Annotated in this window: 12 protein-coding genes; 7 read left to right on the forward strand and 5 right to left on the reverse strand. The window is 61.0% G+C overall.

Going from position 1 to position 15,402, the window contains the following annotated elements; genetic code table 11:
- Nucleotides 1–72: 72 nt before the first annotated feature.
- Nucleotides 73–309, forward strand: a complete 237-nt coding sequence (locus AB0M14_RS28065) for a hypothetical protein (RefSeq protein WP_364999937.1) — start codon at nt 73–75, stop codon at nt 307–309.
- Between the two features lie 914 nt (nt 310–1,223).
- Here AB0M14_RS28065 and AB0M14_RS28070 read toward each other — a convergent pair.
- The 3 genes from AB0M14_RS28070 to AB0M14_RS28080 all read right to left on the reverse strand — a co-directional run bounded on the left by AB0M14_RS28070 (nt 1,224) and on the right by AB0M14_RS28080 (nt 4,426).
- Nucleotides 1,224–2,969, reverse strand: coding sequence for a hypothetical protein (locus AB0M14_RS28070; RefSeq protein ID WP_364999939.1), 1,746 nt, complete (start codon nt 2,967–2,969; stop codon nt 1,224–1,226).
- Nucleotides 2,970–3,080: 111 nt separating this feature from the next.
- Nucleotides 3,081–4,040, reverse strand: a complete 960-nt coding sequence (locus tag AB0M14_RS28075) for a hypothetical protein (protein ID WP_364999941.1) — start codon at nt 4,038–4,040, stop codon at nt 3,081–3,083.
- 11 nt (nt 4,041–4,051) lie between these two features.
- Complete coding sequence (locus AB0M14_RS28080) at nt 4,052–4,426, reverse strand: hypothetical protein (RefSeq protein ID WP_364999943.1); 375 nt, start codon at nt 4,424–4,426, stop codon at nt 4,052–4,054.
- Nucleotides 4,427–5,208: 782 nt separating this feature from the next.
- Here AB0M14_RS28080 and AB0M14_RS28085 point away from each other — a divergent pair.
- Entirely contained in the window at nt 5,209–5,364 is a 156-nt protein-coding gene (locus AB0M14_RS28085) for a hypothetical protein (protein ID WP_364999945.1), read from the forward strand.
- Between the two features lie 135 nt (nt 5,365–5,499).
- Here AB0M14_RS28085 and AB0M14_RS28090 read toward each other — a convergent pair whose 3' ends face one another.
- The gene (locus AB0M14_RS28090) at nt 5,500–6,378 is read right to left on the reverse strand and encodes an HNH endonuclease (RefSeq protein ID WP_364999947.1); all 879 of its coding nucleotides are present in this window, start codon (nt 6,376–6,378) and stop codon (nt 5,500–5,502) included.
- Between AB0M14_RS28090 and AB0M14_RS28095 the strand changes: the two genes are divergently transcribed.
- The 5 genes from AB0M14_RS28095 to AB0M14_RS28115 all read left to right on the forward strand — a co-directional run bounded on the left by AB0M14_RS28095 (nt 6,362) and on the right by AB0M14_RS28115 (nt 13,865).
- Nucleotides 6,362–6,808, forward strand: a complete 447-nt coding sequence (locus AB0M14_RS28095) for a pentapeptide repeat-containing protein (protein WP_364999950.1) — start codon at nt 6,362–6,364, stop codon at nt 6,806–6,808. The two genes, AB0M14_RS28090 and AB0M14_RS28095, sit on opposite strands and share 17 nt — an antisense overlap.
- 102 nt (nt 6,809–6,910) lie before the next feature.
- Nucleotides 6,911–8,227: a PIN-like domain-containing protein gene (locus tag AB0M14_RS28100; RefSeq protein ID WP_364999952.1), complete on the forward strand. Its 1,317-nt coding sequence runs from the start codon at nt 6,911–6,913 to the stop codon at nt 8,225–8,227.
- 931 nt (nt 8,228–9,158) lie between these two features.
- On the forward strand, nt 9,159–9,722 hold the full coding sequence (locus tag AB0M14_RS28105) for a hypothetical protein (RefSeq protein ID WP_364999954.1): 564 nt from the start codon (nt 9,159–9,161) through the stop codon (nt 9,720–9,722).
- 79 nt (nt 9,723–9,801) lie between these two features.
- Entirely contained in the window at nt 9,802–10,563 is a 762-nt protein-coding gene (locus AB0M14_RS28110) for a hypothetical protein (protein ID WP_364999956.1), read from the forward strand.
- A 422-nt stretch (nt 10,564–10,985) separates the two neighbouring features.
- A complete protein-coding gene (locus AB0M14_RS28115; RefSeq protein WP_364999958.1) occupies nt 10,986–13,865 on the forward strand; it encodes a dsDNA nuclease domain-containing protein in 2,880 nt (959 codons plus the stop codon).
- 272 nt (nt 13,866–14,137) lie between these two features.
- Here AB0M14_RS28115 and AB0M14_RS28120 read toward each other — a convergent pair whose 3' ends face one another.
- Complete coding sequence (locus AB0M14_RS28120; RefSeq protein WP_364999960.1) at nt 14,138–14,587, reverse strand: hypothetical protein; 450 nt, start codon at nt 14,585–14,587, stop codon at nt 14,138–14,140.
- Nucleotides 14,588–15,402 lie beyond the last annotated feature (815 nt).

The raw sequence follows: 15,402 nt of genomic DNA on the forward strand, positions 1-15,402 counted from the left end.
GAACCCCCGCGACCTGCCCGCGATCGTTGCCGTTCAGCCTTGTGCTGCACCCGTGACTCGTACAACCGGTCGATGGCCGGATCAGCGGAACGACTGTGGGAACGCGCCGCCCAACTGCCCACCGGGCAGCGGGCGGCGTTCGTCGCTTGGGCCAAACAAGAGCTGATCCGGCGTGCAGCCGTCCGCCGGTACCCCACCGCCGGCGCACTCGCACAGGCCATCGATCCGGAGACCATCCAAACGCCAGACCTGGAAATGATCGATGACGCCTCGAATGGGCGTTCCGCACACCGGGCGCGCGGCTCATGATCTCCAAGCCCTCTCAGACCGGGAAAAGCCTGCGAGTGGCTGTGTGCGGCACCGTCCGCGCGCTCATGCGCCAACCCGACTGGCGCACTGTCATCGTCACCCACAGCGAGCACCTGGCCCTCACCCACAGCGAGCAGATCCGAGCCATTATCGCCGCCTACGGCACCGGCGCCCGCGACGCCCTCACCGGCATCCCGCTACCCGACAAGCTGGGGATCGCTCTCGGCAAGAAGAACGCGGCCTCGCACTGGCAAGTGGCCGGCCACAAGGGCGGCGTCGTCGCGGATAGCAGTCCCCGCATTCCTGCCGCTGGTACCCGACCAACTCGTCACCAACCCAAACCAGCCCCCGCTCGAAGCTCCCTGGGTGCCGGTTTCTCTTGGTCTCGTCCTCCCCCTCCTCGTGCCGGTCCGTTCCTCGATCTAGTCCTCTCCCTGGTCCAGTCCTCCTCGTCTAGTTCAGTTCTCGTTCTGTTTCCCCTCCGACCTGCTCTACTCCTCAACTGTCTGGCTGTCTGCTGCATGGACACTAAACATGCCCGCAGGGTGTGCTTAGTGTCCATGCAGCAGACAGCCAGACACCACCACCAAAACCGCTGGTCGGAGGGGAAATGGGTACTCAGTTTTGGTACCTCATACCAATGAGGTACTGGAAGTGAGGATATTTACCACGATGTGCGGCAGGGCGGTGAGGTCGGCGGCCCGTGGCCCGTGCGAATTGCCGCCATTCGCGTCGCTGTTCGGGGCGCAGCCCTGATCCTGCTCTCAGCGTCGCCACCGTGAGTGGCGTCGCCGGAGCGTGAGCCGCAGTCGACCCCGGCTCAGGGCGCGTCATGGCGGCTCGCTCGCATCGGGGCGTCCGGTGGGCCTGTCGGCGTGTGTCCGTGGCCGCGATCCGGTCTGGAGGTCGGATCATCATGAGGAGGTTTCGTGCCCGCGGGCCTGGCGTTCCGGGCGTGGCTGGGTGATTCCGTGGAGCTGCCACAGGGTTTCGAGCTTTTCGTCGAGATGGTCGGGCGACTGCTCTGCGGATGCGACGAAGAAGTATTCACCCCCGACGACCCGGACGGCGACAGTGATGCTGTCGCTGTCACCGGCCTCCAGCGCGTCGCGAGCGGCCTGGGCGTCCAGCACCTCAACTGCGTCGTGGAAGACCCAAGCCAGCCCGATCGGGAGAACCCGATCACCGAGGCGCACCGCGTAGTCGAAGCGGAATGCCACCTGCCCCCGCTCGGTGTCGAGCAGCTCTTGCAGTTGCGGAAAGTCCTGCTCGGGCCAGGCCACGGTGACGACGCCCGCATCAGGGGTGGCGACGATGCCGCCCTCGATCACGATCCGCGCGACCCGCAAGGCCACACGTTCCATGTCCGACTTCGGGACGGGATAGGCGAAGTGCTGTCCGCAGTGCCGCTGGACGATGTCGAGGTCTGTCGCGAACTCCTCCACAATCAGCTCGTCATCCTCCTCCGCCGCGGTATCGGCGTGCGCGAGAACCGACAGTACGAAGTCACCGTTGATGAAGACCTCGAGCTTGCGCGTGGTGCGCATCTGGCGAACGAATCCCATAACATCGGCAACCACCCGCGGCCTCGCGCCGCCGATATTGGTGGACAACTCCGCAGCTGGCGGCGCCACTTGCTCGTCGGTCGAGGGGGCGAAGGTGAGCTCCACGCTGACGCGCTCGTCGTAGAGGGTCGCCTTCATCGACATCCCGTGCGGGCCGGTCCCGAGATTGCTGATGCGACCTTCGTGGGAGCCGAAGAGTGCGCCGTCTTCGTCGGTGAAGCGCAGCTCCACCGGCATAACGACACCCGGGGCCATGACTTGAGGGTCACCGATCACCACGGAGGCCGAGTCGAAGCGACGCGCGATGTGCGGAGGCCCGGCAATCTCGACGTCCTGGACGGTTTCGGCGGGCAGTTCGAGTCGTTCTGCGGTGCCGAAACCTACCTTGCGCTGATACCGGCGCGCGAGCGCGGCATGCTCGGGACCGAAACGAGTCTGGAAGGACACCGATACCGGGCTGGACTCGTAGGCACCCGGGTGCTGGGGCCGCAGCACCTGCGACACGGTGCTGCCGACTCGATGGATATCGAAAGTCCAGTCCGGATCCGCCGAATCCACCAGTTCGCCCAGAGCGGCGACCCGCTCGCCGAGATCCTCGGAGCGCAGCAGACTGCTGCGCTCCTGGCCATAGAGTTTGGCGTCCTCGCGCAGCTGGCTGGTCACATTGCGTTGCGCCCACTTGTCGACCGCGGGAAAGTCGATGAGCATGTCGTCGAGTTCCAAGCGGCCGATGATTCGCCAGCGCGGCGCCGCCGACCCGCTCGCCAGATCCTTGACGTACTTGCGTTCGGACTGGATGACGTTGTCGGGCACCACCAGGATCCACTCATAAGGCTTCTCCGGGAGCATCTTGTTGTAGGAGCGTTTGATCTGCGTGCGCCGTCGCGTCCATCCGCCGCTGAAGCCCCCGGGAAAGTACTTCAACTGGAAGATCCGCAGCCGCGCGCCCTGGCGCACCTCGATGTCGATCCCGCCGTCTCCTCCACGACCATTAACCGCAATGACGCTGTCGGCCTCGCGGTAGCGGCGCTTGATCAACACCTCGACGATCCGGTCGAACCATTCCTGCCCGATCTGGTCCCAGTTGATGCTCACCTGGCTGTTCCCCTTCGTGCTCGTCTCGAAGTGACTGTGCCGCGGTTGTCTACACGACGGGCGCGCAACGGCGGCCGACAGACCTGACCTGGGACAGTAGAGCCATCGTGGTCAATCCGTCTCGGCTTGAGCTATGTCGGCATCCGGACGATCGCCTGGTTGGTCCTTCTTCTGCATACGTGCACCTACCTCGAAGATTGCCGGGCCGAGCAACGCCAGAGGATCATGGCCCCCGGAGTGCAACAGCAGCTGAGTCCCACGCGCCAGTGTTTGCGTTGCCGCGGCGAATGTTTCGGTGATGAAGCTCGGATCCGGTATCGCGACAGTGTGGTAGACGCCTGGTTCGAGCTCGGCTCTGGCGATCAAGTCGAAGCCCTCGAGCCCGAACCAGTTCTGGCCGTGGGTCGCGCCGCTGGCAGCTTTCCAGAGGTAGGCCCACCGGTTCTCGTCGGCTCCGAGGGTCATCGCGGCTTCGCGGAGCATGGCTTCATAGCCCGGGACTCGGCTGCGGGGTGCGGCGAACGGTAGTTGCTCCGCGCTGGTGGCGAGGTTCGCGATCCGCTCATCCGCAGCGGTGGTATCGGCCTGGTCGGCGACCAGCGCGTCACGGTGATAGGTGAAGTCACGATGCATCAGCCGGACGAATCGTTGCACGCACTCCTCGAATTTGAGGCTCGGCACGTCGAGTAGCCACGCTGCATGGGCCGCAGCCTCCCAGCCCGAGCGCCCTAAAATCAGGTACTGCCGGAACCGCACTTTGTTCACCACGCTGGGGTCGAATTCGTAAGGTGCGACCAGGTCGGCCCAGAAGCCCAGGTGCTCGGCCGCAGCGAGTAGGTACGACCGCGCCCAAGCCGAGACCTTCTCTCGTGGGTAGATGGCGTTGGCTTGGTGCAGGGCACTTCCGGGCACGGGCTCGATGGTGCCGGCGAGGACCAGTTCGTGGGCACGGATCTGAACCGTCAGATTCTTCCACTGATCCAAGTGCTCGGCGGAAACGGGAATCAGGTTCTCACTGTCGATCTGTGGCCTCGGGTTCACGGCCGCAATCATAGTGCGGGCTGCCGACAAGATGACCCTGGTCAGGGCATTTTTCGCAGGGCCGTCAGCACGGCATCGTCAGCGGCGTTGGTGCGCTGCATGTGATCGAGGCGCTGGCCCCAACGTTGATTGCCGGCGGCGACTATCCCGAAGCCCTCGTTGATCGTTGCCCGCGAGATCGTGTCGAACTCCCGGTAGGCGGCGATCTCGCGTTGCCGGGCAGCGGCGATCTTGGCGGCGTGTCCGGCCTTCTGTGCCTTGGTCAGCAGGGCTTTGGCCGCCGACCACCGCCGTCGCGCCGGCTTCTGTTGCTCGGCAAGATTGTTGAGCCGCGTATCGGCGACGGTGGCTTCGGCGGTGCTGACCGCGGCGTGGTTCCAGCCCTGGGACCGTTCGTGCTCGGCGATCTCGATCAACGCGTCGACCTCCGGGATACCGGTTCGGTGCTCGACGCCTGAGACCGATTCGACGCTCTGGCAACGAAATACGGGTGGTCGGCGGATTTCTGGTTGGAGTCCACATACAGGCGCATACAACCCCTGCGGTTGGGGCCAATTTGGGGCCACACGCCACGCACGAGCATGAACATCGCCAGCTCAATAGGGGTACCCGAATTGATGCAAATCGCGCGTGACGTGCACGAATTCTAATCCCGGAATTCTGGGGGTCAGGTGGTCGCAGGTTCAAATCCTGTCAGCCCGACCAAGAAAATCCCCTCCGACCTGGGTCGGAGGGGATTTTTGTCATTTGACGATCCTGTCCGACGCGCTGTACGCCGACCGGGAGCTGTTCGCTCCGATGTCCAACTACTTCGCGAAGTTGCCGCGATCGTTTATCGAGATCCTGTTCGACTACGATCCCGCGCCGAGCCCGACTCGCCGCAGACCATCTCGGCGCAATGCGACTGCGGCGGTTGCTCGGCGGGGTTTCTACAGCCGTTTAAGCCCAAGGCTGACACCGACTACGTCGCCAATATGCTTGGCGGACGAGGAGTCCGGACCCGCAGTCATGAGACCCTGGTGAACAGCTTCGCCCAGTGGCTTGAAACGCGTGGACGAGTACCCCTTCGGAACGCCGCTGTCGACCTCGCGACAACTGAGCCGTTGACGGTGATCGAGGCAAAACTGTCAGTGGACGGCCGGCGGACGCCATCCGGGCGGCAGTCGGGCAACTGTACGAGTACCGATACTTCCAAGTCGTGGATGACGATGCCAGCCTGATCTTCCTTGCTGACGAGAAGATCCCGCCGGCCTGGTGTGCGTACCTAGAAGACGACAGAGAGATCGGCGTTGTCTGGCCTGCCAGCAATCGTTTCGTTCTCTCCGATCTGGCACGAAGCTATCTCGACCTCTAGTTGGTCCTGAGAGTTTCGTTACCTCCGGTCGAGTCGTCGCTTGCTGGCCGCGGTGACGCGTGTAGAAGTAACCAATCGCGAGAGCATCGGTGTCGTGTCGGGCAGATGGGGCAGCCTTGGTGAACCATCGCTTCTTTACGGGAACCACTTTATGTACTGGTCGCTCGGCTCTATGAGTTTGGCGGACTTCTCCGAATTGCAGTCTCTGCACAGCAATTGAATATTGGTGATGTCATTCAACCCGCCCTCGGCCAGGGGGACCATGTGATCGAAGTTCCCCTTGCCCAGTGGGGTCCCGCCCCTGGTCAAGTCGCACCGGCAGTAGGTGCAGTGATTGCGATCCCGGTGGCAGACGACCGGCTGAGCCCAATCCGGGAATTTCTTGCGTGCGAGCCGTCCCGGTTGTGCGAACAGGCTCGCGACTTTCGGTTCTTCGCTGCACATCTCGGCGTCGAGTTCGGAGACTACGGCGGCGGCGATCCGGTTGAGGTTGTAGAGCATGGTGCGGTATGGGAAGACGGTGTGGAAGACCTCGGCTGCCATCGTGTGCAGGAGCTGGTCGTAGGTTTCGCTCCACATCAAATCGCTGGTGAAGTAGTCGTGACAGGCGTCGCTGACATCGGAGGTCCGCGGTACCTCGAAGCTGTCGGCGCCGTGTTCGAGGCCGTAGTGGCGCATCGCCACCGTCACCGACATGTATCGCACCGGGCGGACGCCTCGAGGTGCTGTCTCGTCACGGAGCTCCCACGACGAGGGCGTGGTGTCGATCTCGTCGTAGAACATGTCGTGGGCGGCCATCCGCGCGAGGCGATGCACGAGGGTGTCGGTGGGCCAGGTCGCGATGAACTCGGTCTCCCGGTTCTCGTCGCGGATGCGGGCGATCGTCGGCAGGCCGGCAGAGGCCATGCGGTAGAGCCGGTCGGCGAGTTCGTAGGTGCGATGTCCGGTGTGGGAGAACCACTCTCGTTCATATAGGCGGATCGAGCGCATAGCCACGATGCTATGCTTGCTCACCGACAAACTGCATCGCCTCCTGCTCGGCCACGCAAGACCGGGCCCGCTGTCTCTATCAAACGCAACCACCAGCTGGCCCGGTTGTGGTCCTTCTTTCCTTCCTGCTGGGTTTGGTCTTGGTTCCTATCTGCTCTCCATCTGTTGCACTCAATCCTTTGCTCTCGCTCTAGGCGCAGGTCGGACTCGGTTTCTAGCCCGGGGCGCCGGGTTCGACGGGACGAACTTCAGCGGCGACATCGAGTTCCATAGAGCTGCGTTTGCAGATGCTGTCAGCTTCGCGGGCGCCGACTTCGGCGCTGGACAAGTTGACTTCGCCGGACCACTTCAGTGGGGCCCGCCGCCACCAAGGTTCGATTGGTCTGATGATGGCACTGGCAAGCCTGTGAATGTTGAACCACAGGACTGGCCACCAACGGTCATATCTACCTAACCTCCACCGCGCGTATTTGCATTGACGATCTCAAAGTTCCGATGGGGGACTACCGAATTCACGATGCGTGCCACGCTCCACCTACGATATGCTGCCTTGCACATGCTGACAGCTCAGACTCGACGCGGAAGGGCCAACATGCGGCACTCGTTCCCTGAATGGTATCGAAATGACGAGGCAACCTTCCAGGCGATCTTAGAGACTGGAGCGATAGCCCTCGATGCGAATGTTCTGCACCACTTGTACCGACTCGGGGAGCAACAACGCCAACAAGTACTCTCCGTACTTGGACACGAGAATGTTCGAAGTCGCCTTTGGCTGCCCTATCAGGCAGGGTTGGAGTTTCAGCGAAACCGACTCAAGAACGCCTACGATCAGTGCCGCGTCTATCGGGAGTTGGCTGACGAGGTCAACACCCACACCCGGCAACTCAAGGCCAAATTCGAAGAGCGGATTTCCGATCCTGACGTTCGCCGAGTTCCTGTTGCAACACTTGAGGAAATGGCCAAGTCACTTAAGACTGAGCTACTGGACCTCGCCAGGAAGCACGTCATAGACTTCGCCACCGTCGATAAGGACGATCCAGTTCTTGCGGCGATTGACGCCCTGTTCGCGATACCAGATCAGGTTGGCAAAAAGCCAACCGATGACGAGCTCAAAAAGCGTATCACCGAGTCTAAAAGTCGGTACGAGAAAGATATCCCCCCTGGTTACCGAGACGCCAAAGGACCGAATAAAAAGCCTAGCCCAGAGGGGGATTATCTCATCTGGAGCGAATTGTTGGAATACGCCGACTCAATAGAGAAGCCACTCCTCTTCGTTACAAACGACGAAAAAGAGGATTGGTACTTCCACAGTCCCGACGGAAAGATACGCGGGCCAAGGCCCGAACTACGTGCCGAGATGGCATCAAGGACCGACCATCCATACCATCAGACAACGCTCAAAGGCTTCTTGCGGCTAGTGGAGAGGTTTCTCTCTATACATGTCGACCAAGAGACAATCAAACAGGTGGAGGCAACAACCAATGCTCATGAGAGGAAACTTGACGCTTTAGCGGGGCATGGAACTAGCTACGTGAACGCCGTAGTAGATGCAATACGTCGAACCTGTCCGGAAGTGCAGATTTTGCATCCTCCGACGGATACGGTTTGGGATCTTTATTTAACAATTGACGGCGAAACTATCACGCCAGCAGTTCTTAGATACTCGCGACACAAGATGCCAATAAGGATCCTTCAAAAAATTGCTAAGCAGCTATCTTCGATCGACGGGTCGACGCCGAAGTTGATTATTGCAAATTATCAACTGTCTCGTTCCGAAAACAACATGCTTCAAATGTCCAATATCCTATTCGTCACTTGGGATGGGCAAGAAGATGACGAAGCACTACGGGATGCAATCCTGCTCCTCCTCTAATACTCGCTGCTGGTCAGCGGGCTGGACGCGGACCGGCCACCGCCTGATCATGTCGTGTTTATGAGTGACACTTAACGAAGTATCGGGTGGACCGCACCGCCCCACCGCAGCGCGAGGACGCTCGGAAGGCCGTCCAAGTTGTTTACAAGACAGCGATGGCTTGTCGGGTAGGACAAATATTGGCGTTGGCAAACGAACAGGGACTGACCGAGGACGAGATCACAAGGGCCCGGCTTCATGAGCAACGAGGCGCTCACCGCCTCGCTATTCGGGTTGGCGTCCAAACACTCGGTGATCAAGGCGAGGTTGTCCGGGCGCATAAAGAAGGCCTCCGCTTCATGAGCCGTCACTCAAGACTCGGACTCCCACACGTGCCGCCGGGATCCCGGTCTCCGCCGGTGAAAGACGGACTTGGGGACCGTTTGGGGACCAAACGCCATGCGCGACCACGAACATCCCCAGCTCGCGCTCATCAGGGTAGAGCCCGCAAACCGTGCGTGACGTGCAGCAACCCCCGGGTGCTGACTCCTGGGGGTCAGGTGGTCGCAGGTTCAAATCCTGTCAGCCCGACCATGAAAAATCCCCTCCGACCTGCGGGCGGAGGGGATTTTCTCATTTCACGATCCGGAGCCTCGGGACCAGATTGGGACCAGGTGGCGCGTTCAGGTGATCAGACATGGTTTTCAGGCATGTGCGCCGGGACTTGGACGGGACCTACCGGGTCCCGGCACTGTCCCGGCCGAGTCCCGGCATTGTCCCGGCAGTTCGATGCCCCAGATCTGCAATCGCTCATCACCTCAGCCGCGGCAAGCCTGGCAAGGCGCCGTCTACTCAATGGAGACGATCTAGATGCGCGGGTCTATGAGCCGATGGGAAGATGGACTCCGTGACAGCGTGGCTACCCTTGCTCAGTTCTCTTGTCGTCGCATCCGTGACCTTCTTCGGCATCTTAATTAATAACCGTACGAATAGCCGTGCAATCGTTGCAGCCGATGAGCGCAATACTGTAACCATTAAGGCTGCACAGGAAAATATCGAGTTATCGAATGCGGCGGCAGCCAATCGCGACCACGATAAATGGCGGCACGAGGCCATCTTGAATTGCATATCGGCAATCCTTGACGTATATACAAAAATCAATCATGCGGTCGAAGACTTTGATGGGTGGGCAATGACGGCAGACGGCTCAGATGCCCTTAAGACTGCCCGGGCGTTAGAGAGTGCTGTATACGCGACATCGCCGCAGGTCGGCAAGCTTCGAATACTTAGCCCTGACGGAATGTCGGCGACGTCCGGCAGATTATTGGAACTTCTCACGGATATTGTCTGGACAACTCACAACCTTGCCACCTCTCATATCCGCGAGGCCGCCGGCATAGGCAAGGACGAAGACCCCAAGAAGATGTACAGCCGATGGGAAGATTTATGGCGACAAGCAAAGCAGCTTGAATCCACGCTGATCCAGCAGACACGAGCAGAGCTCAATCTCCTCTAGCCATGCTGCTATCACGGCAGCCGTGACGAATCGAGCGAAGTCAACAAGACCGGTGGCGAGATCGTTCTACGATCAAAGTATGGCAGTTACTGGAATCGAAAGCGCACGCCACAAGCTCGATCGCGCGGCTTACCACGTGGCTGACCTGGCTGCGCGTGTGGAGGTGTTCACCGAGGAACACCCGATTGAGGTGCACGCCCTGTGGCAGCCCAGCACCACTCACCCCGGGGAGGTGGACTGCCAAGCAATCGCTGTTACCGAGCCATCCGACGTGCCGGAGGTCTGGTCGCTGATTACCGGCGATGCCTTGACTTGCATCCGGGCGGCATTAGATCACGCGGTGTACCCACACGCCTGGCAGTTCCAAATCTTGCTTAGCGCTGTGGATCAGAAAGGTAATCCCGTTGTACCAAAGCCTGTTCACTCGCCTGCGGTTACAGCCGTCATTGAACAGTGCCAGCCGTATCATTGGCCGTCCGCACACCACCAACCCCTCGGCGTACTAACTGAGCTGGTGAACGAAGATAAGCACCGTCAGCTGTTAGTTACAAACGGATTCTCCGCGCAGATCCAAATTGTCGCACCGGACGGATACGCCATAACACACGAGGATCCTCAGAGCGGCGCAAATCTCGAAAAAGGCAGTGTGATAACGCGGTTCAGGCTGGCGCAGACCGGAGTCGGACCCTTCGAGTTCCAATACCAGAAGCACTTGCGCGTAACACCTGTTATCGATATCCCGAAGACAACGGACTACCGCGAGTTGATACCTGAACTACAGACTATCCACCGCTACGTCACAGACGTTGTCGACCAACTCGAGGCGGCTGGCCTTTCGTAGCTCTCGCTGATGTCAGCATATAGGCAACTATGTTCCCACGCACGATCACGTACCCCATCTTGTCCGTAGCTGCGACGGTCGTGGTGTTACCGGCACCGGCGCCGATGCTGGGCTCTACCGGCTCCGGCTCACCGGTGCCGGCAACGCCCCACCGCGGCGTTGGTTGCCACGGTCAGGGTCGAATATTCCCCCTCCGACATTCCGCTGGGGAAGGTGCGTCGCTGGATGCCTTGAAAGCAGCCGACACGCTGACCGATGACGCCAGGTTGGCACCGTGTCGGAGGATCTCATGAAAGCTCGTGGGCGCCATGTCGACGATTGCAGCGTGCCGCACCGATTCGCAGTTACGCTTCCTGCGTGGTCATGTGGCGTGGCATCAGACTCGGTCTCGCTGAACTAGCCACCGAGGACAAGGAGATCGGGTGGACGTCGGGCAGGATCCTCGCCACATTCCAGCGCCGGACAACACGGGGACCGAGACGGAGAAGCGGTTTGGGTTTCAGGCGCAAGTAGCCGTGCGGTATGCCATAGAAATGTTGGGTGGCTACCCCATCGATAATGTGACGTGCGAACACATCGAAGACGTCGTGGTGGCCCGCACGTTGGGCACGCACCATGGCGGCGACACGACTTTGTGGGATTTTCAGCAGGTCAAATCCCGTGAGCCCAACGAGCCTTGGACGCTGCTGCGGATAGGTGACTCCAAGGCTCTGCACAGTCTCCTTCGAACAGATCGTGTTCTCCGACAGGCCAATTCGGAAGGCTCGGTTTTACCTTATCGTCTCACTGTGGCGATCGAAGGAAAACTCTCTGCCAGAGAGCCTTCGTTTCGTGACGTCGCGCGCAGTGACGGCAAGCGAGAATCCAGCATCCGCGCCAGGCTCGGATCGAAACTCAAGGATCTCGACGCCGATCCCGACGAGCTGAGCGACTTTCTTTCCCGTATCTACATCGTCGAGCTCCCGCTACGTGGTGAGCTCGAGCGAGACAATCGAGAGGCGCTGGGGGGTCTGGCCGAGCATCTGACCATCGCCGAGGTATGGCAACTTCACCAGACCCTGTCCGACCTGGTGCGCTCGGCCATGGTGGAGCGGCTGGGCCCGCGGTGGCAACTGTTCGTTACCCGGCCAGACCCTGCGGAGGTGATCCTTCGAAAACGGCTGACCCGGCAGACACTTGCCGCCATAGCAGTTCGGTTGTTGCCTCCTGAGCTGTTGGATTTTCTCCAGGCCAGCCAGAGTGCCGACTATCAGCATCCCTACGGTCTGATGGAGACGAGCTGTCCAACTCGACTGTCGGATGTTCGAGTCCCGCAAAGAATCTCGATCGTCGCGAGCAGTGAAACACTGCCCGAAAACTGCCTTGGGCAGGACGCGCTGTGCATGCTGACTGCCGGACCAGGTGGCGGTAAGACGAGCCTCCTGCGCGCGATTCAGGCACGCTCGGCAGCGCAATGGCTGGCGGGAATTGAAACGCAGCCGCTGGCTCTCACGGTCAACGCCGCGGCGCTGACTCCGCTTCGACCCCTCGGCACCGCTCTCGCCTCGGCGGCAAACGAATCCCTGTCGCGGCTCGGACTTGTGCGCACGCTTGGTGAGGGGTTCTTCCGAACAGCGCCGCGGCCCGGCACCAGATGGCTCGTCCTAGTCGACGGAATCGACGAGATTACCGACCCCGAACTCCGCAGGGAAGTCCTCCAGTGGATCTTGCAATGCACTGATCGCCAACCTGCCGTTCACTCCTTCGTCGTGGCCGGACGACCGATATCCGATGCCGAGCGCAAGCTCCTGCGTACCGTTCCCGAATATCGACTCGACCAGTTCTCCACCGACGATTTACGTAGCGCCGTGCAGGGATGGTTTCGCCAACTCGGAATCCCTCGCCCCGAGGCCTCGGCGGACGCATTCATTGCAGCGCTGAGCTCTGTCGGGATGTCCAAACTGGCGCGAACACCACTGATGACCTCCCTTCTGTGCCAGGTCAATTCGATGAATCCGGACGGTGTGATACCCGACAGCAGAAATGCACTTTATTCGAGCTTCGTGGACCTCCTGCACGAACGAATGCACAGTCGAGGGCCATCCGGATTCCGCACGCAGAGCGAGTACCTGACGCAGCGATTCGGCCCGACCGTGTCGAAACATGTCGAATCGCTCATGAGTGGACTGCTCGATCTCATCGGACAAATGGCCGCAGAAGACGAATCACGACCGGTCGATCCACTGATGTACATCCGCCCTGCGAGGCCTGAATACCTCCCCGACCACAGTGTCGAGGCGTGGATCAGGCTGATATCGCGGAGCCCGGCAGGCGAACGTCCACCTGCCATCACACGCAAAATTTGGACGGACTTCATTGTCTCCGCGCTGACCAGATGCGGCCTCCTCGTCCGCGAAGGTGACCGACTCGAGTTCGCACACAAGACAATGCAGGAATACTGCGCCGCACGGTGGGCCATGCGCACCCCACAGGCCTACGAGCAGGAACTGGACAGGACCCTCCATCGATGGATTCACAACGGAGGATCGAATCCCTGGGGAGCACCATTGGAGACGGTGTCCTACATCAGCTTCCTGATAGAAGCCGACCAATCACCCCTACACGACATTGCCCACCGGAAGCTGTACGACAACGTCACCCGCGAAAGTCTGCATTGCTGCCTACTCGTCGCAATGATCAACCGCTTCGGATCCCTCGAACCCGAAAGTTGGCAACCTCTCATCGAGAAAGCGATCCACTCAACGAGGGCCGTCGTCGAGCTCGAGGAAGATCCAACAACGCGAGTCTGGGCGGCCGAGATTCTTGCCGAGCTCGACAAGGACTCCGGACTTACCGCGCTGGAATCACTCGCGAAAGAACCAACCCTGGATCGCGAATTCAACGAAGATCCGCACACACCGGATTTCAGTGATCGGCTCCAGGCTGCCACAGCACTGATGCAGTTCGATACTCGCCGCGGAGCCGACGCCTTGATGCAACTCGTGCTTGACGACGAGGACCTCGACCAGTTGGTACGGGTAAGAGCTGCGGAAATCCTGTTCGAAAACTCCGACGAGCGGGCCGGAGCAGCGCTGAGCATGCTTGCGAAAGAGAGCTCCTGGTACTACTCGCGATTCGAGGCCATTACGCTGTACTCGAAAATCGACCGCCACGCGGCCGCAGAGTGCTTGAACGACTTGATCGAGGAGTGGTGCGACCTTGTCCCCGAAGAGTGTCAGGACTACGCCTACCTCCTCGTGCAGTGGGGCGACCCCCGTCAACTGCACTTGGTCGAGGGCCTACGCGACGAGGACGACATCTGACTGCCGATCATCTGCGGGCCCCGAAGCTGGGACCAGGTTGGGACCACACGCACTGCACGCCAGTGAACGCTCCCAGGTCATGCGATCGCCGGAGGCACATGCCTACAGTGCGCGACGTGCGTGAATGCCCGAATTTGAGTCCTGGGGGTCAGGTGGTCGCAGGTTCAAATCCTGTCAGCCCGACAGAAACCCTCTCTGACCACGGTCGGAGAGGGTTTTATTCTTTCTAAGGTCAGCCCGGAATTGAGCTGATCCCACAGAAACACCACACTTTACCCCACCAAACCGGTGGCCCAGCGCTCCAGGACCGCCCGGTTGTCGGGGACAGTCTCGGGAATATCGATGTAATGGCGCTTGGCCACCGCGGTCGTGTTACCCGGCTGCCGTGCCGCACGCTCGGGATCGTTGAAGGCCTGATCGACTTCGGTCGCGACACCTTTGCGGAAGGTGCCCGTGCGGGACGGGAACAGCGCCCCCAGCGGGTTCGGCTGACCCGACGCCTCGAGGTGCTCGATGGCTTCGCGTAGCGCCTCGACGGTGTGGGCGTGCAACAGGATTCGCCGCCACCGGTTCTCGGACTTGGGCGCGGGCTTGCGGATCCAGCCGCCGGTGCCTTTGCCCTTGGATTCGACCAGGGCTCCGGTGACATCCAGATATGGATCGTCGGCGTCGAGGTCGAGGCTGCGATGTCGTGGGCGGCGCCGTGATCCCCCGATCGCCATACCGCGTCGGCAACCTCCGCCAGCACCTAGGCCTGGGGGTGGGGGTGGCGAGGGACCGCGCGACTGCTTCGGCTTGCGCGGCGATGTCGCGTGCGGCGGCGTGATCGCCTGCTCGCGCGGCCATGACCGCTGTGTCGGTCAGCGCCAGGGCTTGCTCTTCGGGGTCGGCGATCGAGGCTGCGATGTTGCGGGCGGTCGCGTGATCTCCCGATCGTCCCACCGCCTGTGTCAGCACTCGCAGCGCTCTGGTTCGCTCCTTGGTGATCGATCGCGCAACTGTTTCGGCCTGCGTGGCGATCTTTCGAGCTGCGGCGTAATCGCCGGACAGTGCGACGGTTTCGGCCACAACGGTCAACCGCCATGCCTGCTGGTAGGGGTCGCTGATGTTGCGCGCGGCCTCTTCAGCGTTGCCGGCAATGTTCTGGGCTGCCCGGATGTCCCCGCCTCGCGCCAGCGCTTTTGCCGCAGCTGTCAGTCCTCTAACGCGTAGATCGAGGTCCGTGACCGAAGCCGTGATCCTGTCTATGGCGGGCAAGTCCCCTGCCCGCGCCAGCGCTTCCACGACCTCGCCCAGCACCGTATCCGATCGAAAGGGTCGATCGACGCCAATTCGTCGGTCACCAAGGCGGCGATGTCGCTCGCGGCGGCGAGGTTCCCCGATTCGGCGGCTGCGGCCACCATGTCGGCCAGTGCTGTGACTTGATACTCGCTGTCATCGATAGAGGCTGCGATGTCGCGTGCCGCGGGCAGATCCCCCGATCGCGCCACCGATTGTGCTACCCAGCGCAACGCACGACTCCGAGCGAAGAAATCGA

Source organism: Nocardia sp. NPDC051832, from assembly GCF_040681285.1.
Classification (GTDB): Bacteria; Actinomycetota; Actinomycetes; order Mycobacteriales; family Mycobacteriaceae; genus Nocardia.